The organism is Pandoraea horticolens (assembly GCF_902459555.1).
In the GTDB taxonomy this organism is placed as follows: Bacteria; Pseudomonadota; Gammaproteobacteria; order Burkholderiales; family Burkholderiaceae; genus Pandoraea; species Pandoraea horticolens.
On the sequence record NZ_CABPSM010000010.1, the window covers coordinates 226,923 to 251,435 of the forward strand.

Sequence of the window (24,513 nt, forward strand, 5' to 3'; positions counted from 1 at the left end):
CACTTTGACGCGAGCGTCCCATGAAGCCGAATCCAACACCGCCAGCCGCTGTCGACGCTGGCTTTTTTTGCGCTCGCCGCAAGCGTAATGAGACGGCGAGGCAACGGATCGTACCGCCGCCGTTGCTATTCGTCCACCTGAAACCGCTCGCCTGCCGGCGGCTCGTGCCGAGCTTGCTCGTCGCCTTTTGGCTGGCGTCGCCGTTGGCGGTCCACGCTGCGGGGGTGAAGCACGCGGGTGTGGCGCATACGGCGCGTTCGACGTCGACGCATGCAACGAATACCGCTGTCGATCCCTCGACGCGCGCCCTCACGGCCGACGACGCCCGCTACCTCCTCACGCGCACCGGTTACTCTCCCGACGCTCGCGAGCTGGCGCCACTCGTCGGGTTGACGCGCGCGCAGGCCGTCGACCGCCTGCTGGAGCAAACACGCCGTACTGCCGTGACGCCACCGCCCGCCTGGGCGGCCGATCCGCCGCTTTATGGCGCGCCTGCCAAGAACATGACCGACGAGCAGCGCCGCGAACTGAACCAGCGACGCGATCGCATGGCGGCGTCGTTGGCTGCCTGGTGGGCGCAGGAGATGGCGAGCACGCCGTCGCCGCTCACCGAGCGCATGACGATGTTCTGGCACAACCACTTCGTGTCGAGCGACGACAAGGTTCGCGAGCCGGTCGCACTTTACCGTCAGAACGTGCTGCTGCGTGCGAATGCGCTGGGCAATTTCGGCGTGTTGCTGCATGAGGTGTCGAAGGACCCGGCCATGCTCGTCTATCTCGACGGTGCGGGCAGCCGGAAGGGGCATCCCAATGAGAACTTCGCGCGTGAGGTCATGGAGCTGTTCACGCTGGGCGAGGGGCATTACACCGAACAGGACGTCCGTGAGGCGGCGCGTGCCTATACCGGCTGGAGTATTGATCGGCCGACGATGAGCTACGTCTGGCGCGCCAATGTTCATGACGTGGGCGCGAAGACCGTGATGAACCAGACCGGCGACTTCGATGGCGATCAGATGCTCGACATTTTGCTGGCGCGTCCGGAGACGGCAACGTTCATCGCTGGCAAATTGTGGCGCGAGTTCGTATCGCCGACGCCCGAGCCGTCGCAGGTTCAACGTGTGGCGGGCGCCTTTCGCGCGAGCGGATACGACATCCGCGTGGCGATGCGTGCGCTATTGCTGACGCCTGCCTTCTGGGATGCGCGAACACGGGGTACGTTGGTCAAGTCGCCGTCGGAGTTCGTGACGGACACCGTGCGTGAGTTCGACATCGGCTACGACGACCCGCAGATGCTGGCTCAGCAGATGCGGGCGCTTGGGCAGGACCTGTTCCGTCCGCCGAATGTGAAGGGGTGGCCCGGCGGTGACGCGTGGATCGACAGCACCACATTGCTGGCGCGAAAGCAGTTCGTGGAGCGCATGTTCCGGGCGACGGAGAACGCGAATGCCGGTGGTCCGTCGATGGTGTTGCCGTCGTCGTCAGCGAGTTCCGGTGTGCAACGCACGGCGCTTCGTCCTGCGGCGGCGATGCCGAGAACGGTCGCGGGTGTGCGGTTCGATCTGTCGCGCTGGCTGCAAGCTTACGGGCTGGGGCCGGTCGACGTTCCGGATGAGGCGTCGCGCGAGGCGTTGCAGCGGGCGGTGTTGCCGTTCGCGCCTGCGGTGCCGCAAACGGTCGGCGTGAACAGTGCAGCCTGTTTGCAGGCGTTATTGATGGACCCCGCGTATCAGTTGAAGTGATGATGTGATGGCGGGCAGCACGGGATGGGTGTCATTGGGCGACGTCTGCGTATCCATTCGTACGGGACGAGCCATGAGAGGTGTGAGATGCGTCGACGTGATTTTCTGACTTTTGCCGGTGGCCTTGGCGCTGCATGGCTGGCACCGATGCCGGTCCTGGCGGCTGCACGCGATCTGTCCGGGATACTGCCGGGGGCGGGCGGAAACTACGGCAATCTGCTGATCCTGATCGAACTCAAAGGTGGCAATGACGGGTTGAACACGGTCATTCCTTATGCCGACCCAATGTATGCGAGTTTGCGCCCGAGTATTGGCATCAAACGTGAGCAGGTGGTGCAACTGGATGGGCATAGCGGTCTGCATCCGGAGATGCGCGCGTTGTTGCCCATGTGGCAGGCGAAGGAGTTGGCGATCGTGCAGGGTGTGGGGTATCCGCAGCCGAATCTGTCGCACTTCCGGTCTATCGAGATATGGAATACCGCGTCGCGTTCCGACGAGTATTTGCGCGACGGCTGGTTGTCGCGCGCGTTTGCGGAACAAGCTGTGCCGCCGGGTTTCGACGCCGATGGCGTGATCGTGGGCAGTGCGGAGTTGGGGCCGTTGGGCGGCGGTGCCCGGGCCGTGACGTTGACCAATCCGGCGCAGTTCTTGCGAGATGCGACGCTGGCGTCGGCGAATGCGGTGCAGGTGAGCAACCCGGCGCTCGCGCATGTGTTGCGTGTGGAGAACGACATCGTGAAGGCGGCGGACGGATTGCGGCCGCGTCAGGGACAGTACGTGCTGCGCGCGCCGATGCCGCCGGGGGCGTTCGGCAACGTGGTGAAGACGGCGTTGCAGGTCGTTGCGGCGGCGGACTCTTCGGCGGGCGTGCCGCTGCCGGGGCGCGGCGTTGCGGTGTTGCGTCTGACGCTCAACGGCTTTGATACGCACCAGAATCAACCGGGGCAGCAGGCGAATCTATTGCGTCAGTTGTCGCAGGGGATGATGGCGTTGCGGGCGGGGCTGACCGAGTTGAATCGTTGGCAATCGACGATGATCGTCACGTACGCGGAGTTCGGCCGGCGTCCGCGCGAGAACCAGAGTCAGGGGACGGATCACGGGACGGTGGCGCCGCATTTCATAGCGGGCGGGCGCGTTCGCGGCGGCCTTTACGGGGAGGTGCCGCGATTGGATCGGCTCGATGGGAACGGCAATCTGCCATTTGCCGTCGATTTCCGCGAAGTGTATGCGACGGTGCTGCAGCGCTGGTGGGGGCTGAGTCCGCAGACGGTGTTGGGCGGTGCGTTCAAGCCGTTGGATGTGTTGCGGGTTTGAGGTGTTGGCGCGGTGGGGGCTGGTGTTGTGCTGGTGAGCAGGGGATGGTTGCTGTGCGCGCTTGCAGGATCCGCGAATCGTCAGGGCGAAGTTGCGGATCTGCGAACGGAAGCGGGGCGGTAGGTCTCAGCGAGCGCGCCAGGCACGCCAGAATTTGCGCAGCGGCGTGAGATCGATGCGTTGGTGCAGCACCTGATAGTCGCTGGCGGCGACTTCATCCATCAATGCCAACTGCAGTGCGGCGAGGGCGAGCAACGGCTTTTGCTTGCGGCGGTCTTGTTTGGGGATGGTGGCGGCGGCTTCGGCGATGGTCTGGCGCGCGCGGGCGTGTTGGAACTTCATGAGTTCGATGAAGGCGGGCGAGTACTTCCCGTTTTGCAGATCGGCGGCGGTGACGCCGAAGCGCTGCAATTCGTCGATGGGGAAATAGACGTAGCCGGCGCGTGCGTCGGCACCTGCGTCGGAGACGCGGCGGCCGAGTGTGATGGCGTGGCCGAGGGTGCGGGCGAGCGCAGGGGTTTGCGGGTCGTCGAAACCGTAGATGCGCGCGACCAGTTCGGCGGGGGCGCCGCCGGCGGCGTCGCAATAGTGCGAGAGGCCGGCGAAGTCGAGATAGCGCATCTGGGAGAGATCCATCTCGGCGCCATGCAGGACGGCTTCGAATGCGGCGCGTGCGATGTTGGTGCTTTTGACGACAGGGGCAAGTGCGCGCGTGACGGGGTGTGCTGGGTTCCCGGCGAAGAGTCGCGCGAGTTCCTGGCGCCACCAATCGAGCTTTGCGTGAGCGACACCGGGGTCGTGGACGGCGGCGTGAATATCGGCGACTTCCTGGCAGAAGGCATGGGCGGCGTAGGCGGCGTCGCGCTTGGACGGCGGCAGTTGGAGCAGTGCGTAATAGAGCGCGGAGCCGGCGGGGCCGGCTTTCTGGCGGCAGTAGTCGTTGGCTTGCGCGGGGGTGCCGTGGGTACCGGGCGAGTCGTCGGCGGTCTCGTGGGGTTGCATGCGAATGGGGGTATCGGTTTGGTCAGGTGCCCGGATGTCGGTACGCGGGCGCGCAACCGGGGGCAAGAGCCATGAATTGGTGCGAATTCTAGCATTGCGAGCCTAGGGGCGGGCGTGGGGGAGATGGCGTTGTAAGAGATTGCCGGTCAAATGCACATCATGTAGAATGCTCGCCTGCTTTGACGCATGCGAGCGGGGCGACGAGTCGCCCCTTCTCATGTCCGCCAGGACACGCATGCCGTCGACCCGATGCCGGGATGTCGTTTCCTCATAAAGGTGGCGACGCCCACGGGCTGCGAGGATGGCGAAATTGGTAGACGCACCAGGTTTAGGTCCTGACGCCCGCAAGGGTGTAGGGGTTCGAGTCCCCTTCCTCGCACCAACTCCCCGTTTTGGCATCGGTTTCGTAGGTCTCACTTCTTCCCGCAATATTTCGCAAACGACCTGCCTGTAAGGCTTGGCGGGGTTCTTTGCGTGAATTCCGATTGTTCGTCCGAGGCGCAAAATCTCACCTCTTCAAACCTAAAATCGGTGGGTCGGCCCCATCGGGGCCCCAACTCGGCCCCCAAAAATGGCATCGATTACGAAGACTTCGAAAGGTTGGAGAGCGCAGGTTAAGCAGAACGGCGTGAGAGATAGCCGGACGTTCGATACGAAGGCTGCTGCGGTTGCGTGGAGCGCAAAGCGAGAGACAGAGCTGCGGTCGATTGCTGACGGTTTCGGTAGTAAAACGCTCACGGTTGGTGACGTGCTTCGAGAGTATGAGCTCAAGGTGAGCCCGACGAAACGCGGCGCGAGGTGGGAAAAGCTGCGTCTGCCGCTAATCGGTAGCAAAGAGATCGGCGGTCGGAAGTTCGCGGAGATCAAGCTCGCGGATCTCCGGCCCAGCCACATCGCCGCATGGCGTGATGCTCGAATGCGTGAAGTCTCGGGATCATCAACCTCGCGAGAAATGTCGCTGATGTCGCATGCGTTTCTAGTGGCTCGGAAGGAGTGGGGCTGGCTGGTGACGAATCCAATGGCTGAAGTGAAGCGTCCGCCAGATCCGCCGGGCCGTGAGCGATTGATATCCGAAGAGGAAATCGAGTCGCTGCTCACGAGCATGGGGTTCGAAGAAGGGCTTCCCATAGAAAAGCCGATGCAGCGAGTGGCCGTGGCATTTCTCTTCGCGATAGAAACCGCCATGCGCTCCAGCGAAATCCTGGCTCTCACGGCTTCATCGGTGAACTACAAGGCCAAGTTCGCGCGCCTGCCCATGACTAAGAACGGTACGGCACGAAACGTACCGTTGTCATCCAGAGCAATTGAACTGCTGAAGTTGCTGCCGACCGTGGAAAAGGGCAAAGCTCTATTCGCGTTGTCAGCATCGAGCCGCGACGCACTTTTCCGAAAGGCACGCGACAGAACTCAGATCCCGGACGTAACCTTTCACGATACCCGTCACGAAGCGATCACGCGCCTGGCGAAGAAATTGCAGCCACTGGACTTAGCCAGAATGACCGGCCATAGAAACATCTCTGAACTCATGACGTATTACAACGCGACGGCAACAGATATCGCAGGACGCTTAGGTTAATGGCCGAAGATATATCGGCCCTGCATTCGTCCGCCAGTCTCAATTGCGTCAAATTTGCGATTGGTGGAAGGCCCGTTGACCGCCCTGGATGGACGGAAGCTACGGGGCTTTGCTTTCGGGCTTGGGTAAGAAAGTCTGCATTTAACTGTGGATTCAACCAGCCGCCTAGGCCCATCCGAACATTGCCGTTCGCGGCGGAGCACTCAGGACTATCTAGTGCTGGCGAATTTGCTCTAGGGTTACGCTGGGCGCCGCTCACGAAGACGGCACGAATGCTCCGACAACGTCTGACCACATTGGTCCACGCCGCCTGTTTGGTAGACTCTTCCCTTACGGGGTGCCGCCGCAACCGCAGCCGCGCGCAAGAAAATTTCATACTCCTTCCCGAGTGCCGACCAATGGAACTGATTGAACTGAAAATTGAGAGTTTCAAGAAGATTGAAGAAGTAACTGTCCCGCTCTCAGATGTAAATATTCTCGTGGGACCGAACGGTTGTGGCAAGTCGTCCATCGTGCAGGCTGTCCACTTGGCGAGTTGCGTTATGCGACAAGCCGATCGGGTTGCGGCTGACAAGACGGCGACGGTTGCCGTAGACGACTTAGACTATCTGCCTACGGACGACTATAAAACTCTCGGACACGGTGCGAACTGGGGTAATAAAGACGGAACGCCATCGTCGACCGTGACACTGAAGTTTCGAAAGCCTGCTGATGAAATTGTTGAGGCCAATTGTCGACTGCGATCCGCACGAAATGCAGGAATATCGATTACTGGTTCAGTTGCGCCGGACCTGTTGCCGTTATTGCGCGGAAAAAGCAAATTTTTCTCTGCTTACATTCCCGGAATCTCTGGAATTCCGAATAAGGAAGAAAGAAAATCAAAAAAAGTTATTCTTAAATCGTGTTCATTCGGCGATTCGAACGTCATCTTACGGAACGCGCTGCTGCTATTGAAAGAAAGCAGTGAATTGAATATTCCATTGATTCAGAAATGGATTGAAAATATCATCGGCCCGATTGAAATTCACGTCGAGCATGATAACGATAGCGATCTGCATATCCACTGCAGTGTAAGTGTGGGTGGTTCCACAAAGCCATTAGAACTCGTCGGTACGGGTTACCTGCAACTGATCCAAATATTCTGTTACGTACTGCTGTTCCAACCCGGTGTACTGCTGATCGATGAGCCTGACATTCACCTTCATCCGCATGTGCAAGAGCGGTTAGCAGGTGTGCTTGCGGAGTTAGCGCGAGAACGCGGTATCAAAATACTATTGACTACACATTCGCCATTTATTGTTCGTGGAGCGCCTCCGGGGACCAACGTATGCTGGTTGCAGGATGGAAAAATCGAATCGAAAGATCGAATGCTTGTCGAAACCGCCCTGGGATGGGGCGCATTCGGCAAGCGCCTCATAATCGTGTCAGAGGACACAAACACCGCTCTACTGAAGAAGATCGTTGCTCAGTGGCCAGAGATTGATCGCTCGGTGGCCTTCTACCCTGGTAACGGTTACAAAAGCGTCCCGTCTCCCGCACAGGCCAAGGAATTAGCGGAAACGCTGGGCCAGAAGTTCAAAATACTCGTTCATCGCGACCGCGATTCATTGACCGACGCAGAAGTTCGAGAACTGGTCCAAACGTACGCGGCCGAAGGTGTGGGCTTGTGGTTGCCGACGGAGTCGGATGTCGAAGCATATTTCTGTCAGCCAGAGTTTCTTGAGGTCTTTTTGGGTTGTACGCAGCAAGAGGCGAGCGATTACATAACGGATACCTTGACACAACACGCGGTTCCACTACGTCAGCAGTTTGATTCCCAGAGGGCTGCACACAACCAAGAATTCCACGCAGCCGGCGGAGGTCAGACTAACGAAGAAATCTGGGGCGCCCTACAAGCGCGCCCCCTCAAGGGAGGAAAGGGAAAATTCGTATTCAAACAACTCAAAAATAAGGTGCCCGCAGGGGCATTTAGCGAAAATAAAATACTTGCGGGTGCGATCGGCGGTTTGATGGCGATTGACCTCAAACACAGTATTGAGCAGCTACTGCAAGCGTAAGCGATACGCAATTTCAAGCTCGTCTTTTCGCCAAGCATGACTCGCTATCCGGGGCTAGCGGGCGTTTAACACGTCCGTCAGTTCCTCGTCCGAGCGATAAGCGTGTCGTGCAGAACCAACTTGCCGCAAGAACTCGCGTCCGACGAACCGTAACCGTGACGCTTTTACTATGTTTGCGGATGGTCTGCGCGGACATTTCCGCTTGGGAGTGCGCCAATTACGGCCTTGAGACGCCGTTCTTCGTCGATCCTGATAATTTCCCTTCCTCGCTCGACTTGTTCGCTCGACATTTCCTCGAGCTCTGGTATCTTGTTAAACCATTTGGTCCAACGATGCTCGATGGCTTTTATTGAAATCTCGTCCGTCTTCGTTCGGCGCATATGGGCATATACGAGAGCCTTTAATTCGGACGGAAGATCGGCGCCTTCCATCGCGCGCTTAAAAACCCATAGATGCAAGTCGACGAGCTCGAGTCCACAACTGTCGGTGCTGCTTGAGAACTCGATGGGAACATCGGGAACGTGCGTATGATCAACGAGCGGCATACCCGGCCCAAGCGACGATTTGAACCCACGAGCGTTGCGATAGAATTCGGCGAGTGTGCGCTGTGCCTTGTTGAACTGAGACTGCTGATCTACAACGATTCGCGATGCACGTGCTCCCGTGGCTCTCAGTCGATCCGCGATTCCATGCATCACTGACTGAAAGCCGACCACGTTAGGCGTAACCTGCAGCATTTCTTTCCTGTTCGGCACGTTGTACGAAATCTCTCTTGGATTGGCATCTGCCCAAGCCAACGCGTCTCCTATCAATTGTCTTGAGCGCGCATCGGGCAGAACGTTGACCCGCCCTCGAAGCGCTCTGCACACTTGCTGCATTATCGGAAGAGCGATAACGTCATTGGGCGTAATCCGCGCTTGCCATGCCAATTGCGCAAGCTCCTTGTCAAACAACGCCGCGACCTTGATCAGGAGGACGTATCGCAGTGGAGTCCAGTAGCCAGTCCACGTGACTGCGGGGTTCACTCCCTGATCAAACACTTGGTCAAAGAAGCTGATAATTGCGTGATCCGGCTTGGCAACACGATAAACGTTGAATCGGATATCGAATTGTTTCACAAGAGGCAATACGTCCGGAATCACATCAACCAAGCGACCGATTCCCAACTCCGCCGCGTGCAGCCGCTGCACGTCGAGTTTCTTCCGGACTCGCTTCACTCGTTCGAGCGCTATTGCATCAAGATTGACGCGGCTGGACAGCACGCCGTAGTACAGGATTGGTTGCGCCGGATCGAAGAGGTTCGGACCTGTGTGCCCGGACTCGTCTACATAAAAATGCATCACTTCCCCCCAAATATTTTGTCCTAGGTCTTCACCGGCACTCACCAACTGGGCGCTACGTGTGTCATTCCACCGCTTAACCCGCGTCTCGCCAAGGTGCATTATCGACGCCGTGCTAGCACCACCCTCAATAGTCAAATGAATGCTTGCAGAATGTGACCTGCCCTCTCAATATTTGCGCGCTGGACAGGTCAAAACGTCCCTTCATGGCCGATTGTAGCCATTGCCGTACAGCAATTGGTGAATTGCGGGCGGTGGCGGCCGACTCGATTGTGGTGATGAGTCGGCCGACTTATCTCAGTTCAGGTTGCGTGGGCGTCCGCCTCGTGTCTTGCGGTGCGAATCTACCCATGCGATGACTTCAATAGCTTTCCATAGGGGCTGTCCCATGGTGCCGCTGACGTGCGAGTTCGCGTCGCTTTTTGATTTTGCCCGCGTGGATGGAAGTCGAATCGGTGTCGGGAAGTCTGGAAGCGTGACTACCCGCTCAAGCACTACGGCTGGGGAGCGTTGCAGGTACGAGCCAATCGTCTTTGCGTTCCAGAGCTGAATCGACAGCGGGAGCGCAGGGGACATTCGATCGGCCACAGATTGAGCGAGATGCTCCACGAGACGGATGCTGTCGATTTCCAGGGGGAGTCGTCGAGGTTCATTCATGGACGTTCTCCCGCGTAGCCAACCAAAAGCACCCTAAATCCTGATTCCAAAAGACTTGACAATGATCTAGGCTTGCGCCGACCTGTTGCGCTGCCTCAAAGGCGAGCACTATCGCTCTTGGGGCGTCGTCGCTGAGTATGTGATCGATCGGATGACGTTCTGGAACCGTGATTCCTCGGCTTGTCCAATAGCGTTTCTCGTTCATCTTGTGCTCGGCGAAGTCTTTTGTCAGGTACTTGCCGAGATAGGCCGCGAGCTTATGGCGCAAGCCTCTTTGACGGAACGGGTTGCGCACGTCGACGTTGCCGTTATCTGTGCCGACAATCGATTGCCAAACGGAGCGGAGCACACGATAGTTTTGTCGACCCCTTACTGCGATGTGGAGATGCCAAGCCCCCCGCTTCTGACGTTCTGAGACCGCGATGTACTGGAAGTCCTGAAACTTACCCAAGCGGCGACGTAATGCATCGAAGTCCCGTTTCAGTCGTTCGCGGTCCTGCATGTTCTCCCGGTAGGTCAACGTAATCATGCGATCCGCAGCGATTGCCTTACAACGCAATCTGACTTGTTGTTTTGCCCGCTTGGCCGCTGCCATTTGGTTATCTTCCGAATTTTCAGATTCGCCACGTTTGGCTTTCGGAAGGGTGTGAAGCTGCTGAGCGCCCATGTAGCGGTCGAATCGGGTGGCAGTGACCTCCACCTGGCCGTCCCCGAAGTTGCGTCCTCGGATGAGCCACTCTCGCCGGAAGGCGGCATCGTTCCCTAGAATTGGTTCCTGCATGGCAGCTCCTTTGTCATGCTTCATCGCGGAAAGTGTTGGCCCCGGTGCCCTGCATCGGGGCCTTTTTTCGTCCAAGCCAACGTGTTGCTGTCGTTTCTCAGTGGGGCTTTCCTTCCTCCTTGTCCGTTAAGTGTTACTGGTATAAATCTAGGGCGCGCTTCGCGCGCCCCCGCCGTCCTCGGCCCTGCGGGCGGCGGCGGTCGCGCGAATCGTCCTGCCTTCCTCGGTCCACTCCGCTTCTTCGGCGTAGGGGGAAAAGCGGTTTTCAATGAGGGGAGGTGTGCCTGACGGCGGCACTTCGGCGTTCGTCAGAGGTGCTACCCGCTGCTCGGTCGCGCGAGCCGCGCTGAGTCGCGCGTCAACTGTCCGGACGTTGCAGACGGTACGGTGACTACCTTCGGCTCCGGCATCGGCGCCGACACTCCCGACGCTAGATGTCCTCACGCGCTCGACCTGGAGCACCAGAAGAATCTCAGTGGCGGATGCGGTATCCGAATGACTGTCGAGAAATCGCGGCAGGAAGGACAGCCCTGTGTTGTTGTCCGACGCCTTGTTGGTCGTAAGGCCGCCGATCAGGATGATGTCGCCGTCCTGGAGGCTGATTTCGGTGCTGACCTCTCGGGTGTTCAGCGTCGGAGAGTTGTTAACGCCGGTTGTTGTCTTCACGAAGTCACTGATCTGCTGCGAGACGTGTAGATCAATGACGCAGTCTTTGACGGTCGGTCGCAGCTCAAAGATCACCCCGGACGAGTGGTACTCGACGGACTGGACCGGCTCGCCGCCACCGCGAGGGTAAGACACCGACTTAAGTATCGGCACCTTCTGTCCCACCGTCAGCTTCCCGCGCGCACCCGACCGAATGCGCAAGTTGGGGCTGTTGATGACCCGAAACCGGGTGTCTTTCGACAGAGCAGAGAACACCGTGTCGAGGTCGCCAGCTTTGATACGAACGGCGTTACTCAGCTTTTCGCCCGTAACTTGAACAGATAGCCCCACGCCTTTCGAGAGCAGATCGAGCGCAAGCTGAAACGCAGAGCCGTGCTCGGTGCTTTGTGTCACCTCGTAGGCGGTTGCACGCACTGCAACCTCACCTACCGGCGTATCGACGCGAGGAAGCAATCGCGTGAGCGTTCGGATTTCCTCCTGCGTGCCACGGAAGACGAGAGTGTCGCCCTTCTGATCAACGAGCATCGCAGCTGACCCATCCGGAACGTTGCCGCCGACTCTCCCGTTTGGCGATGCCGGAACCTCGCGGTTGACTGTAAATTGCCCTCGGAATATCGGTCTGACGAGATTGGCCAGATAGCTCGTGTCGCGGTATTGCGGTCGATAGACGTAGGTGGACTGGAGGGGCTGAACCGGGGCAACATCGCGTCGCTTGAACACGAAGTCGACGCCTTCTCGCTTTTCGATGCCGAACCCAAGCGATTCGAGAAGTGACGTGATGAAGGTTTGCACGTCACCGCGCCTCGTGTTGAACCGCATCGAGACCATACGCTGGTCTTCGAGTACTTCCGGCGCAATGACGTAAGGCGTCTTGATCGCTTCGCTGTAGAGCACGGAAAGGAGTTGTGCGACGTTGATGAACTGAAAGTCGAACTTCCCGGGCGTTGCCCGCGACGCCAATTGCGAGGTAAGACCGTGTTCATTTGTCCGGTCCGACGTGCGGCGGCGCTCGATGTCGTCCCGAATTTCGGGGCCGTCATCATGCAGAGCCGGCCCACGGTAATCGATTGGCGCGTGAACAATGCGGGGCATGTCCGCAATGACCGATGCTGAGACTGTCAGAAGCGCGCTGGCCAAAGCGATCCTCATGGCGTCTCTCCTAAGAACCGAGACGCAGGCCGTTGGCCGGACCAGGCGGTGACTTGCTGACCATCGACTTCGCCGACGATGGTGAGACCAAGATTGCGGAACCCGGAGGCCGACGCAATTCGGATCCGGCCCGAGCTGTCGCTCAGAACGACGTGCCGTTCGCCCGCAACGGAGTAATGCCCCGCGACGCGCCATCGTTCGCTTGGGATCGGCACTGGTGTTGGGGTTGGGTAGGGCGCGCCATCCGGTGTGACGTGTGGCTCTGCCGACGCAACCTGATTGGCTGAAGTCTCCGCAGCGGTTTGCGGATGAAAGTAACGCCAACAATACCAACCGGAGCCAATGGAGCACGCCGCATAGATTGCGACCTTGATCCAGACCTTGGGGCTTCGCAGGATGTTGTGCCTGGCGTCGATAGCGCGCTCATTGCCCTTGCCCCCAGCGTAGGATTGATAAAGTGGAAATATGGCTGGCTTGTAGGTCGTGATGTCGATGCTGATTTGCGCCGCCTTTGTGAGCTTCGCGCCGCTATACATCTCGATGCGATAGCGACGGTTCTGCCCAAGCACTTTGAGCTTCTTCGTGACAAACGTAATTTCAATCACGGAGCGCAACTGTCGATGAAGGTCGGTAATCGACTGGATCATCAGCGCGACGTCGCATGACACGCCAGTTTCTGCGTGCACATAGTGCCGGTGCATACGGAAGAAGCGCATATGTTCGGGAGTAATCTTCTTCTCTGCGGACCAAAACTCCCATGCCTCATCGATGGCGACGAGGTCACCAGCTTTCACAAATGACTCGACTTCGAGTCTTGTCTCGTCGGGGAAGAAGCCGTCTTTGCGTATGTCTGCATTTTTGACGGGGATCACATCTCCAAGCCCTTTCGCGTGGCCTTTCCCGACGTCCTTGCAGTACGCGTAAATTTCCTCGGGGTTAATGCCGTCGATATTGGTCACTACGCGTCGACCCGCCAGAACCGCAGGCACGATGACGTTGCTCACGACCTCATAGCTTTTGCCAGAGCCCATCAGGCCTGTGTATGCGTTGATCGCCATAGCGCTTACCCGATGATCGGCAAGCGCCGAATCAGGAAGCGCGTCGCCAATGCGCCGACGATCATTGGTGCGCCTTCTGCGATGGCAAAAAGATCGAGCCAGTACCAGACGCCGGAGGGAATCCCTGAGAACGCGTTATTGAGCTTGGCTGCGGTTGGTAGCAGGCCACTGGATTTGAGAACCGAGACGAACTCGGTCACGACATACCAGAGCACGAAGAACGCGCCCCACTTGACCACTGACGCACGAAACATGAAGCCCAGCACAACGTTCAGGGCACCGGAGAGAATCGAGAACAGTGGCATAGACACCTCAAGCGGAAAGGACGATCAGAATCGCGATGACAGCGAACGCGGCAAGCATGGCCTGACGTAGTTGTGGTCCGATGCGCTCGGCAATCGTGCAGTGGGCGTCAAACGGAATGGACGCGTCGAAGACGTTAAGCGTGGCGCGCGGGCAAACGCCGTTGCTTGACGGCATCGCCCAGGACGTGAATTCGGACGTCAGGCTCAAGAGTGGATCGAGGATCATCTTTGCCGTAGGCGTGTCTTCCAACTGAGGCGCGGGCGTCTCGGGAGCGTTGCCAAGCTCGATGTCCACCTTCACTCGGTTACCGATATCGACCGTCGGCCTGTTGACGACGTTGACGTCTTGGACACCGTCAACAGCCTTTTCGCGGTCAGTCTCTGGATCGGGTTTCTTATTTGGATCGCGTGCCGTGTCCGGGTTCGTTACTGGATCGATCCCGGGTTGCGTGCGCGGATCCGTTGCAGGATCTGTCGTTGGAAATGGATCGCCTCGTGGGCGGACGCTCGGCGAAATAGGGACCGTCTTCTCGTCCGGAGGATTAGCTGGCTCCAAAATGTCACCGACGTATGGAACTTCCTTGGGGTTTCGTTTGATCCAGATCCAAACATCTTCTTCGGTGACCGGCTCCGATTCTTCGTAAGGGAGTCCCTTGTAATCGGGGGCCTCGGCAGCTTGCCACCATGCCTGATCCACGATGGTGGCTAGCGACTCCGAGCTGATCGGCATTTTTAGGACGTCGCGAGTCATGCCTGCGCGAGCGGCGTCCAAATCGGGATATATCGTCTGCGATGTCGTTCGATTTCGTCCGTGGAAAGCGTCGCGGGTGATGTCGAACATTTCGGGATTCACCTTGAGGGTCACCCATTCATGTTCAGCGGTGCAGTTAGGTAGGTCACTCTTGCTGCAGCGATGCTTGTTCGTCCACATGCGCTCGGCAAAGCCCGCAAACTCGCCATCTTCATCGAATGTCTCGATGAGCCGCAGTTGGGGATCTTGTTCTCCCGGTTCGAACTCCCACCGCGCGCGCAAGTCCTCAAGTTCCGAAATCGACTGAAAGGGGATGCGAAGCCTATGCTCTTGGAAACGGAGTGCAATGCCAGTCTCGATGGATGGGTTCAGCGGATACTCATGGCAGGCGACTCGTGTGTTCGCTGCCGAGCAGTTGCCTGTCCGGTAAACGTTCGCCCCGAGTCGCTTGAGCTTTTCGAAAAGCGCGTACTCGGCGGGCGACGTTTCGAATTTGGGGTACGGAGGTAGGGCGATTGGCTCGTCAAGCGTATTGATACGCACCACCGAAACAGAGCCGTCGTAGGTCTGCCCGATAGCGACTTCTGCATTTCCCAGTTTGGCAAGCATTTGAGCGCCTGCGCCGACGATGCCGAGTCCGGCCAGAATCGTGAGCCAGACGGGGGCGCCTGCAATCGACAGCCCAACCCCGACGCCGGTCGAGACGGCATTCAGTGCGGTGCTGGTTGAGGAAATCGCTTCGAGCGTCGCAATGATGCGAGGATCGTTCGCAGCAAAGCCTCGGGACGCAGCAACGCGCGTAATGATTCCGCCAATCGCTCGATTCATGACGAAGTTCGCCGCCGGGAGCGCCTGAGGGATAGCTGGCTGTTGAGCGAGGATTGAGAGGAGCAGGGCGACCGCGAGGATGCGTTTCATCATCATCCCCTTAGGCCTTGCACGACGGCCCATCCGCAAACGATTCCCCACGCGAAGAAAGTCAGATTCCACAGTTCTTGTGTCGGCATGATCTTGGTGTTGGATGGCGGGAATGGCGCTTCGGAGATCAGTCGAAGGGCCGGGCATCCTTAGCGCGTCGGATGCCCGGCTGCTTTGGACGGTTATCCGCCCTTAACGAGGCTCAACACGATCTTTGCTCCGCGTAACGTGGCATACACGCCTACCAACGTCAGAGCGGCAGCGATGATCGCCGATGCCGTCGAGCCCATGCTGATGCCGGACGTCAACGCAGACAGATCTGCGGCACCTGCACTTTCCCCAGCTGCTTGTGCGAAGCAGGACGCCGTGGCCAAGGTGATACCGATGCAGGCGCGCATGCTGTTCGTGCGGACTCGTTGAAGCGTTTCCTTCATGGTGGTTACCTCCGGTTGAGATGCCGGGAAGCGCCCGGCGCGCTGTGTCAGCCTCGGCGGATGAATCCGAGAACTGCACCCACATGGGCACTCACGAACCAAAGACCTACGACAGTTGCGAATGCCAATGTCCAGAAAGCGCCCGACTGGATGAAATCGGGCGAGGGCGGGGCTTCGCTGGCGGTAGAAACGTAAGCCCGTGTCGTCGCCAGCTTGAGACGTGAAGTGCCGTTGCTGGGACACGCCAGGGAGTCGAGTTCGGAAATCGACTCATCGTGAAGTTGCGGACGGCAGATGAGTACGTTCTTTACTGAGCTGGCGTGTGTCATGCGTCGTCAGTCAGAAAGTCATCGAAATCGCTGCCAACACCGCCTTTGTTGGTCGCGCCGATCTCGAGAATCCTTTGCACCAACTCGTCCAGGACCCTCGCGGTCGCGACTACGCGGCGATTACCGACGTACTCATGTTCTTCGTCAAACAGGTAGTTGTCGTAGGTCGGGGCGTTCGTGTCGAAGTCCAATTCAGGAAGTGGGTCGAGGGATTCAACGATGTGCCAAATGCCGTCGCCCTGCAGATCAGAATCATTTGTGTCGTTCATGGTGGCCCTCGTCAGTTGGATTTGAATGCGCGGTGTTGCATGACGTCTCGATGAGCATCGATTCGCAGTGATGAGCGGTCGTTGTGTCGCGAGCGAATGCTGATCAGGTGCAGCGCCGACACATGCCGACGGGGCGGAAGAAGAACCTTCTTTATTGGGACGGCGAATGAGTGTGCTGCGTGGGCAGAACTGTCGCTAGCGATTCGCCACGAGATAAATCGAGCCATTGCAACCCCCATTTGTGCCACTGAGCGCGGCAGGGTGAAAAAAGCGGGCGGGGGGCCGAATTCGGAAACAGACAGTCGTTAGGGCTACGCAGTCGACGACGTGAGGAACGTCACTGAGCGACTTTAGGTGCGACCGTTTTGGAAGAAGTGGCGAAAGGTAGGAGCGATACAATTCGAGGGACAAGCGAGCCGTCCATCGATTGCGCCATTGCAAACTCGGCGTAGTAATCGCCGTTCTCGGTGTCTTTCAGCGAGTTGGGGAGTGTGACCGTGCCTACCACGGTCTCCTCGCCTTCACTTGTTGTTTGCCAGAGGATGCACTGCGCCGTCCGCATGTCGTATGGACGCCCCGTTTTGGAAGAGACGCCCTCACGGCGGATGACGTTTACGATCGTGAGCTTCTGCTTGCTGGTCATGTGAATCCTCCATTCCGTCGTAAGAAATTTACTGATTCGTAAAACCTGTACGAATCATATTGGGGATCCCTGCCTCATGGTTTGGGAAGGTTCCGACAATGCGCGAAAGAATCATGGAGATCATCGATGCGGTCGTCCCGACCCATCGCAGATTTAAGGCACTAGAGGAGTTGAGCGGCGTGCGGGCGCAGACCTGGCGCAGCATCTACGAGGGTCGTCAACGTGCAACAGAGGAAGCAATTCTTGCACTCTGCAAGCACTGGCCTAAGTACGCGTATTGGTTAGGAACGGGAATGACGGACGAGGATCACGGACATTCGTCGCCGGTGTTGGAGAGAGTGGAGCGTGATCGGAAGACGTTGCGGCGTTCGCCGGAGCTTCAAGCGAAGTGAGGGCGGAGCGGCAATGTTGACGCGCCTCGGTTCGTGCCTAGATGAGCCGGAGCGGCAGGTGAAATTTGGCGAACGGGGGGCCAATTTCGTGGGGGCGCGCTTACGAGGCGAGCGTGACGTTTGACACCAAGTAACTCAGGTCTTCATCAAGCCGGTGGCACAGGTTGTAAACCTCGCTCGAAAGGTCGCTCATCTGGTCGAAATACGCTTCGTTAAATTGCTCAGGAATCGGAGTGGGGCGTTGGTTAGCTCCAACCATGGAGAGTGCGACGAGTCGTTCAGACAACTCGTTCAAACGATCCAGGGTGTCTCGCGAAGGGATGGGGAGATGATGTTGCGGTTGCGTCGTCATGCGGATTTCCTCGTGCTTACCAGTTGAGTCCCGCCCAGACGATGCGTGGCATAGGGTGGGCGGGCATTGGATTGGGTTAGCAGACCGCAGCGAACATGGTTTCACGGCACACCCGAAGGTGTCCCAATCCAAGCCCACCCATTGGGGATGCACGTTGGATCCGCACACAGAGGCCGTCATGCTGGACGACCGTGTGCCCATGAAAATCGCTGTCGGGCTGCTAAACCCGGCCACGCTTGGGACGTGGCAATTGAAGCTTATTGGGGATGTGCGGAGATGACAAGCAAAGGGTGTCGCGATTCTACGTTGCGATGGGAATTTCGGAAGACCCCCATGTCCGCTTGGGGAGGATTCCTAAGGTTGGGATGTCTCTTTGCGAGCATCTAGTTCTGAGCCGGGGCGTTGTCATATCGATACGGTTGGAAGGGCCTATGAACGCTTGCTTGATTGTTAGGCCGCAGCAAAACGCGACCTAGCCGAGCCCTGCCTAAAGGCTGAATGTCCTGTCAATGTGCATCAAGCGCCGGTGGGTTTATTAGCATGGGATGCAGGAAATCACTAAGTATGGATTCGTCTCCACGAAGCGGGCCAACGCAATTCCGGCTGTTGTGAATTAGGCCGGTGCAGACCAGTTGATCTAGCAGACCTGTATTGACCGTCGCGTGAAACTCGAATCAAGCCTCTATCACGATGGCCGCTTTGCGCTGACCCGTATCTTTTCCATTGGCACGACGCGAAACTCTCGTTCGTCCACTGTTTCGGCCAGTTTCAAAATGAGGGCTTTGTCCCCAATGGCTTTGACCAATCGCCATTCCGTATTTGGCTGATCTATGAAGTGCGTCCTCGCAAGCGTTGAGTATGTCGGATTGGTGTGAATTCGGCCGACCGCTTTTGCAAAAAAGTGTGGGGCTGCAAACAACCAGATTAGAATCGCGAAAGCCACGTAATCACGAATCACATTTGCAAAGATTGGCTGACCTTCGCGCAGCTTTCGTCTGGTATGGGCAGTGAGGCAGCTCACGACGACGACGTACATGATCAGGAACAAGAGAAGATGGATGGTCGACGCCGCTGCACCCTTAAATATTTCGCTTGTGAACCATATGGCGAGGCAGATGATAACGGCGGACGTTCCGATGATGAGAAGCGTTTTGCCGTCCTTGACCGATTCCAGCAGCACCGTGCCACCAAAGAGCGCTAACACGAACAGTGCAGCTACCGGCGCTGCCAGCGTTATGAGGGTGGTGGAACCCAGCAAATCAATTGCCCACGGTGCTCCAAGCTCATCAAGGTACGATCGAGCAAAGATGTATCCGATGACGGAAAACGCGATCGTGCCGACAACAGTTGCTCCGGCCAGCGTGCCAATGAGTTCCGAAGTTTTCACCACTTTGGTACTCCCCTCCATCAACGCCACTTGCGGCTTGCCTCCGTCCATAGATTCCTCTAAAGAGTGCTGTTGTCAACGTACTTGAATTTGCTTAGGCATGCGACGGCGTTGCGCATGCTAATGTTCGGGGATTCGAATTGCAGGAATCACGGATAATATTTTCTATCTATTCGTTAAAAGCTAGACAGTCATAAATTGATTTTCGAGGGTCGCTTCGAAAATTTACCAGGGGATAAAAAGTAAATTTCATGAGACGAGAGATTCCGAGGTCGCCGCGAACGATCCGGCGGCGGGGGGAGGAGCGGCAACAGCAGTCCCGATGGGACATAATTTTGAAAAGCGGGCCATTTCTCATTTCCCTGGTCGGCCTGTTTACATCACTCACAGGGCTTGTTTTGACGTTCGCGGTTAATGGGCCATCGGCAATCAAAAATGCCGAGATTTTCACTGAGTGGTACAGGACCGATCAAGACCTTACCGGCCGATGGACGAACACTAGCGAGGGGGATATTGAGCCACCTGCATGGTCAGTTTCTGACGAGAACGCGGTGTTCTTGAACATGCATGCATATGGCGGTGAGGTTTCTGGCGAGTTTGTTTCAACCAATGTGTGTGCGATCAACTCGTATTCTGCGTTGAATGTTGGCGGACGAATCCGGGGGAATGAGGTGGATGCGTACCTGTGGGATTACATCGGTGGCAAGAAGCTCATTTTGGCTGGCCTGCATTTTCGTATCGACCGTGGCATTCATGAGATGGACGTCGACGTTGTGCGCCAAGTTAAAGGGCTGTTGCCTGCGTCGTTCCGGCTTGGGCGTCGTTCGAGTGTGTATGACGATGGGCAAGACCATCATCCGGGTGACAACACCTCGGATTCGGAGCGCACCCAGTATCGAGGGAGGCTTTGTGGTGTTCTGCCAGGCACGGCATCGATGGCAAGTGCACGAGAAACGGACTGACCATAATTTCTCGGACTCCGGGCGCATGTTAGCAGGTTGGCGTTTTGAGCAACATGCGCTGTCGGTTTGTGGCTCTTTCTGCCATGGTGCATGGAGCGGCCACCATGTATTCTCAGGTGGTGGTCGCGTTCTCCGTTGTCGCGTAGGCTAGTACAGCATCGACATCCATAAGCCAGCTTTCTGAATTCCGAGCCAGAAAGGCCTGCATCGCTAAAGACACGGGCGCTTCGACATGAAATGCGCCGTACCGACGACGAAGCCCCGCCCAACACGTGGACAGATGTCCGGCGCGGCGGTACTTCGGGGCAAGCCATATCCATTGCAGCGCGCGGTACCTATTCACGCCGTCCTGACGCATCCGGAACGCACAAGCTCCCAGTATGACGCCGGCGGCAGTCATCAGGTGCCCCTCAACGTCTGGGTCGTCATCACCGTTGCGAGACCCCCACTGCGTAAAGTCGTAACGAAACTCACGCTTGAACGCCAGGGCGCGATCGTATATTTCACGATGAAGCCACGTTGGGGACTTTGTGGTCACTAGATGGGTGACGGTGACGGTCTCGCTGGTGGCAAGCTTCGGATGTGTCGAGGGTTCCAGGTACCGCAGGCGAATGCGATGTTCCCGGCGATGACTTGACGTCGATTCAGAGTCGCCACGGTAATAGGTGAAGTCACAGGTCGGGCACCTAGTCTCAACCGGTGCCGGTCGGCGGCGATACTTTGGGGCATGGGCGGTGACGCGAAATGGCGTTCCGTCATCAAGCAGCGCGACCACGCGATAATTGGTTGAGACCTTCCATTCAGTGACCCTATTTGCGCACTGCGGCTCGGCAGACAGTGCTGTGACCGTGAGGGGTTCGCCGCGATGCCGAACGTTTTGGTGCCAGATGACGGTCAGTTCTCGCGACGAGAGGAAGGGGCGTGTTGCAAGTTCTGGTGACAGCGCCTCGGTCAAAGGCGTGGCGTCGACGTTGAAGCCTAAGGCTTCCAGATTAATCAGCAGCACGGCAAAGTCGGTCGCGGCTAGGGCTGGGAGGAGCATCACCATGGTCGACATCTTTTTCGGGTGTGCGGCAATGTCCCGATAATGGAGCTGAAACATCGCAACCAGGGAATCAACCCGCCCGGCTCCAAAGTCATCGAGCCTTGGGTCCATCGCGAACAACAAGTCCTCGATGCCGGAGCGGTAGATCCAGCGCTCTGCGGCGATACGACGTAACGCGTCGGCCACTCGGGTCGGAACAGCGCGCAGTGGTGCGGGTTCACGTAGCGCAGAAAAGAGATGTGAGAAGTGTTCTGGACTCGTTTTGAAAGCCATGGCGGTCGTTGGACATGAGTTGACTCGTCTTGCAAATTGTCGACAGTCGGTCTGGTTGTGCGAGCTATCCTTCGTTGTAGAGAGTCAGGTGGGTGTATGTCACGGCTCTATGTCCGGGGCGCTGGCTATTGCCGATGTTTTGGCCACGGCAGTTGCTCATAAAAGGCTGCAACAGTATCGAACGACTGGTCGAATGGAGGGAGGTCTCCCTCGATTTCGTCTTGAAGCGCTTCATATCGATCACGGCACCTCTCTCGGATCTCCGGGCGCCGGATTAGATCGCGGGACACCTCCAGGTTGCGCGACGCGGACTTCTCAATCAGCAGTTGCAACATGTGATCCTGCTGATGGATGCTCAGCGGATATCGGACAAGGAGTGTGTGGATGTCGAAAATGTCTTGGCCTCGATTTGAACCGCGCGCTCGTCCACCTGGCACGTCGGCCTGTTGCAGTAGCGCACGGAATTTTTCGGCCATTAGCGTAAGCTGCCCGTATGCCTCAAGCGGTTCGTGCCCGCCCAAATCGATAGTTGAGATGTCGCCAACGAGCTCGTTGAAGCTATAGTCGATGTCGACGATTTGGGCCGATACGCGAGCAGCGAGGCGTTTCATGGCACCGACGTTTGATTTCGCGGCGTAGCCGACACGGATGTGAAGTGTTTGAAAATTGCCCTCTACGCCGGGGCGCAATTCGGAGCGCTGAATACGACAGGCTAATCCGTACGAGAGTTCTTCTGCCGCTATTGCAATCGCATCCCCCAGATTGCGAACGAACGATTCTTGTCCCTCTTGAAATTCTCGATAGTGTTTAGGGGAGGAAAAGTCGATGTCACGAGTGAATCGCCCAGTATGATAAAGCACTGCGGCAAGAATGCCGCCCTTCATGACCATCTGCGGACGTAGATCGTGATGGGATGCAATTGCGTGAAGAACGATGTGGACTACGCGCCTAAAAGTTGCCTGCTCGGGTATCTTTGTTGCGGCAACCCAGGCTTCAATTTCGTTCATTGTTCTTGTTCAGAGGTTGGTATTAATGGAGAGGCACCATTTTTCAGAAAATTCTGGCCAGAATGGGGCGCTGGCATCTAGAACGCGGGAGCCGCCTCGCTGGGCGAGTGTGTGCCACTGCTCGACGCGAGCATCGTGTATGCCACAGCGTTCATCAAGTATGTAACCGGCCCGCACTTTGTCAATGGCTGTGCCATGCCGGTCAATTTCGCTAACGATAAGGGGCAGGTAGGTACTTGCAGTTGACTCAAATACCCGCACCACATGAATCATGCCACCACACAGATCGGCTTGGCGGAGCATGTCTAGGAATGTTCGTCCAATACTCGATACCCGGGTAGGGCGGTCAGACAAATGTACGTAAGCACCCGCATCCGCGTACTTTGATACATGAGTGTTCACCGGTTGGCGACCGATTGCACTCAGCGTGTGTCGTGTCGGTGTGGGAAAGTGAATCTCACGGAATTTTTCCAATGCGTCACCCAGATCCCGATGCATTTTCTCTTCTGCTCGCTTCCGCCAAGGGGTGGATGGTAGCGTCGTTAAAAACAGCGTTTTGGAAAATCGATCGGTAAGTCCATGGTATGCCATGGCGGACAGGTGCGACACGTAGCAAAATGGATCAATGCCACATGCTAAATTCATGTCGTCTTGGTGGGGTGATGATGGCAGGATATAGGTATCGGCTGGGAGTCCGCGACGCTCCTCTAGGATGCCGAGTTCCATCAAGGCATTCCGATATCTGGATATGCTGCTTCTTTCAGGCAGAGGGGAGCTAAGTTTTTTGATCTTCTGGCCTGAGTATTCTCGTGCTAAATACAGCTTTAATATTTCTACACCCAAATCGTATGTGGTAACGATGGGCGAGGGGTGTTCCTTGAGTAGGCGAAGGGTAAGGGCGCCAGCGACGGAAAGTTGCTTTTCGGCCATGTGGGTAGAAAATTATATTCACATTACTTTACTTACCGTCCTTAGGACGGTAAGTAAAGTATATGCATAAAAATGACATTCGTCAAGTGTCGCTTTTGTGGTGATTTCCGGTGTGATGGGGCAGATCAGCTTGACAAGGTTGCATCCTTAGCTATACGCTGCGTCCTTAGGACGCAGCGTATAGCTAAGGAGACTCACTCTTCTTTCATTGTCTCAAATATAAGCTACGCTCGTTCATTATTTCTGATGGGGTGGGCTAATTTTTGGACTGAGCCCGGGCAAATTTCACGTGTACTGGATCGCTATGAATGAGAAGGGGTTCGCGTGCCGTCCACCGGACTCGAACTGCCGCAATCTACGGCCAATCCCCCGTCCCCATCTCCTCCCCAAAACTCCGTAACCCCCTTGATTCCAAACGAATCACGAGTCCCCTTCCTCGCACCAACTCCCCGTTTTGGCATCGGTTACGTAGGTCTCACTTCTTCCCGCAAAATCTCGCAAACGCTCGCCGAATAAGGCGGGGCGGGGTTTTTGCGTCGATTCTGATTGTTCGTCGGACGTCCCAAATCTCACCTCTTCACACCTAAAATCGTGGCCGGTCCCCCATTTTTTACCCGAGGATTACCCACGGAATGGCATCTATTCAAAAGGTGGCGAAGGGCTGGCGTGCGCAAGTGATGGTCGATGGTCAGCGCGATAGCAGGACGTTTGATACAAAGGCGGCTGCGATGGCATGGAGCGCACAGCGGGAGACGGAGCTGCGGTCGATTGCCAATGGTTCAGGGAGCAAGACGCTGACGGTTGGGGACGTGCTCAATGAGTATGAGCTGAAGGTGAGTCCGACCAAGCGCGGGGCTAGGTGGGAGAGGCTGCGGTTGCCCTTGATTGGGAGCTGGGTGATCGGCGGGCGGAAGTTCGGGGATATCAAGCTGGCGGATCTTCGGCCTGGTCATATAGCGGCTTGGCGGGACGCGCGGATGCGGGAGGTTTCAGGGGCGTCGACGTCTCGGGAAATGTCGCTGATGTCACATGCGTTTCTGGTGGCCCGGAAAGAGTGGGGCTGGCTGGTGACGAATCCGATGGCAGAAGTGAAGCGCCCGCCGGGGGTGTCAGAAATTCCGTGTTCAAGGCGGGTTGAGAGTCACACGGAAGGACGAACGAATCGATCTGCGTAAAG

At 57.3% G+C, this 24,513-nt stretch carries 23 protein-coding genes and 1 tRNA gene; 8 read left to right on the top strand and 16 right to left on the bottom strand.

All coding sequences use genetic code 11. The features are described from left to right. Nucleotides 1-20: 20 nt before the first annotated feature. Nucleotides 21-1,739 carry a DUF1800 domain-containing protein gene (locus tag PHO31112_RS17415; RefSeq protein ID WP_150621616.1) on the top strand — a complete coding sequence of 573 codons (1,719 nt, stop codon included), beginning with the start codon at nt 21-23 and terminating at the stop codon, nt 1,737-1,739. Between the two features lie 87 nt (nt 1,740-1,826). Beyond that, complete coding sequence (locus PHO31112_RS17420) at nt 1,827-3,053, top strand: DUF1501 domain-containing protein (protein ID WP_150621617.1); 1,227 nt, start codon at nt 1,827-1,829, stop codon at nt 3,051-3,053. 126 nt (nt 3,054-3,179) lie between these two features. Here PHO31112_RS17420 and hpnD read toward each other — a convergent pair whose 3' ends face one another. After that, nucleotides 3,180-4,055: a presqualene diphosphate synthase HpnD gene (hpnD, locus tag PHO31112_RS17425; RefSeq protein WP_150621618.1), complete on the bottom strand. Its 876-nt coding sequence runs from the start codon at nt 4,053-4,055 to the stop codon at nt 3,180-3,182. Between the two features lie 295 nt (nt 4,056-4,350). On the opposite strand from hpnD, the gene PHO31112_RS17430 reads away from it, so the two are divergent. The 3 genes from PHO31112_RS17430 to PHO31112_RS17440 all read left to right on the top strand — a co-directional run bounded on the left by PHO31112_RS17430 (nt 4,351) and on the right by PHO31112_RS17440 (nt 7,688). Beyond that, nucleotides 4,351-4,437, top strand: a tRNA-Leu gene (locus tag PHO31112_RS17430). Nucleotides 4,438-4,626: 189 nt separating this feature from the next. Beyond that, nucleotides 4,627-5,631, top strand: a complete 1,005-nt coding sequence (locus tag PHO31112_RS17435) for a tyrosine-type recombinase/integrase (protein WP_150621619.1) — start codon at nt 4,627-4,629, stop codon at nt 5,629-5,631. A gap of 398 nt (nt 5,632-6,029) precedes the next feature. Continuing rightward, nucleotides 6,030-7,688: an ATP-dependent nuclease gene (locus tag PHO31112_RS17440; RefSeq protein ID WP_150621620.1), complete on the top strand. Its 1,659-nt coding sequence runs from the start codon at nt 6,030-6,032 to the stop codon at nt 7,686-7,688. 167 nt (nt 7,689-7,855) lie between these two features. Here the strand turns inward: PHO31112_RS17440 and PHO31112_RS17445 are convergent, their stop codons facing one another. The 10 genes from PHO31112_RS17445 to PHO31112_RS17495 all read right to left on the bottom strand — a co-directional run bounded on the left by PHO31112_RS17445 (nt 7,856) and on the right by PHO31112_RS17495 (nt 16,988). Beyond that, complete coding sequence (locus tag PHO31112_RS17445) at nt 7,856-9,130, bottom strand: DUF3800 domain-containing protein (protein ID WP_217427041.1); 1,275 nt, start codon at nt 9,128-9,130, stop codon at nt 7,856-7,858. 195 nt (nt 9,131-9,325) lie between these two features. Continuing rightward, nucleotides 9,326-9,685 (bottom strand): hypothetical protein, encoded by a 360-nt coding sequence (locus PHO31112_RS17450; protein WP_150621621.1) that lies wholly within the window; start codon nt 9,683-9,685, stop codon nt 9,326-9,328. Continuing rightward, entirely contained in the window at nt 9,678-10,466 is a 789-nt protein-coding gene (locus tag PHO31112_RS17455; RefSeq protein WP_150621622.1) for a rolling circle replication-associated protein, read from the bottom strand. The genes PHO31112_RS17450 and PHO31112_RS17455 overlap by 8 nt, the downstream gene beginning before the upstream one ends. A 147-nt stretch (nt 10,467-10,613) precedes the next feature. After that, the gene (locus PHO31112_RS17460) at nt 10,614-12,281 is read right to left on the bottom strand and encodes a type II secretion system protein GspD (protein ID WP_174995763.1); all 1,668 of its coding nucleotides are present in this window, start codon (nt 12,279-12,281) and stop codon (nt 10,614-10,616) included. Continuing rightward, nucleotides 12,278-13,339, bottom strand: a complete 1,062-nt coding sequence (locus tag PHO31112_RS17465) for a zonular occludens toxin domain-containing protein (RefSeq protein ID WP_150621623.1) — start codon at nt 13,337-13,339, stop codon at nt 12,278-12,280. The genes PHO31112_RS17460 and PHO31112_RS17465 overlap by 4 nt, the downstream gene beginning before the upstream one ends. Nucleotides 13,340-13,344: 5 nt before the next feature. After that, entirely contained in the window at nt 13,345-13,644 is a 300-nt protein-coding gene (locus PHO31112_RS17470) for a DUF2523 family protein (RefSeq protein ID WP_343042757.1), read from the bottom strand. A 7-nt stretch (nt 13,645-13,651) separates the two neighbouring features. Beyond that, a complete protein-coding gene (locus PHO31112_RS17475; RefSeq protein WP_174995764.1) occupies nt 13,652-15,319 on the bottom strand; it encodes an IgG-binding virulence factor TspB family protein in 1,668 nt (555 codons plus the stop codon). A 176-nt stretch (nt 15,320-15,495) separates the two neighbouring features. Beyond that, complete coding sequence (locus PHO31112_RS17480; RefSeq protein ID WP_150621625.1) at nt 15,496-15,747, bottom strand: hypothetical protein; 252 nt, start codon at nt 15,745-15,747, stop codon at nt 15,496-15,498. Nucleotides 15,748-16,072: 325 nt separating this feature from the next. Then, nucleotides 16,073-16,345, bottom strand: coding sequence for a hypothetical protein (locus PHO31112_RS17490; RefSeq protein WP_150621627.1), 273 nt, complete (start codon nt 16,343-16,345; stop codon nt 16,073-16,075). Nucleotides 16,346-16,682: 337 nt separating this feature from the next. Further along, complete coding sequence (locus tag PHO31112_RS17495) at nt 16,683-16,988, bottom strand: cellulose synthase (protein WP_150621628.1); 306 nt, start codon at nt 16,986-16,988, stop codon at nt 16,683-16,685. A 113-nt stretch (nt 16,989-17,101) separates the two neighbouring features. Here PHO31112_RS17495 and PHO31112_RS17500 point away from each other — a divergent pair, with 113 nt between their 5' ends. Further along, entirely contained in the window at nt 17,102-17,380 is a 279-nt protein-coding gene (locus tag PHO31112_RS17500) for a DNA-binding protein (protein WP_150621629.1), read from the top strand. A 100-nt stretch (nt 17,381-17,480) separates the two neighbouring features. On the opposite strand, the gene PHO31112_RS17505 is transcribed toward PHO31112_RS17500, so the two are convergent. Both PHO31112_RS17505 and PHO31112_RS17510 read right to left on the bottom strand, forming a co-directional pair. Next, on the bottom strand, nt 17,481-17,732 hold the full coding sequence (locus tag PHO31112_RS17505) for a hypothetical protein (protein ID WP_150621630.1): 252 nt from the start codon (nt 17,730-17,732) through the stop codon (nt 17,481-17,483). Nucleotides 17,733-18,417: 685 nt separating this feature from the next. Beyond that, entirely contained in the window at nt 18,418-19,170 is a 753-nt protein-coding gene (locus PHO31112_RS17510) for a hypothetical protein (RefSeq protein ID WP_150621631.1), read from the bottom strand. 284 nt (nt 19,171-19,454) lie between these two features. Between PHO31112_RS17510 and PHO31112_RS17515 the strand changes: the two genes are divergently transcribed. Then, the gene (locus PHO31112_RS17515) at nt 19,455-20,081 is read left to right on the top strand and encodes a hypothetical protein (RefSeq protein WP_150621632.1); all 627 of its coding nucleotides are present in this window, start codon (nt 19,455-19,457) and stop codon (nt 20,079-20,081) included. 112 nt (nt 20,082-20,193) lie between these two features. Here PHO31112_RS17515 and PHO31112_RS17520 read toward each other — a convergent pair whose 3' ends face one another. The 3 genes from PHO31112_RS17520 to PHO31112_RS17530 all read right to left on the bottom strand — a co-directional run bounded on the left by PHO31112_RS17520 (nt 20,194) and on the right by PHO31112_RS17530 (nt 23,336). Beyond that, complete coding sequence (locus PHO31112_RS17520) at nt 20,194-21,399, bottom strand: hypothetical protein (RefSeq protein WP_150621633.1); 1,206 nt, start codon at nt 21,397-21,399, stop codon at nt 20,194-20,196. Between the two features lie 125 nt (nt 21,400-21,524). After that, nucleotides 21,525-22,406 carry a nucleotidyl transferase AbiEii/AbiGii toxin family protein gene (locus PHO31112_RS17525; RefSeq protein ID WP_150621634.1) on the bottom strand — a complete coding sequence of 294 codons (882 nt, stop codon included), beginning with the start codon at nt 22,404-22,406 and terminating at the stop codon, nt 21,525-21,527. 9 nt (nt 22,407-22,415) lie between these two features. Continuing rightward, entirely contained in the window at nt 22,416-23,336 is a 921-nt protein-coding gene (locus PHO31112_RS17530) for a type IV toxin-antitoxin system AbiEi family antitoxin domain-containing protein (protein WP_150621635.1), read from the bottom strand. Nucleotides 23,337-23,968: 632 nt separating this feature from the next. Between PHO31112_RS17530 and PHO31112_RS17535 the strand changes: the two genes are divergently transcribed. Beyond that, a complete protein-coding gene (locus PHO31112_RS17535) occupies nt 23,969-24,511 on the top strand; it encodes a hypothetical protein (protein ID WP_246178318.1) in 543 nt (180 codons plus the stop codon). Nucleotides 24,512-24,513 lie beyond the last annotated feature (2 nt).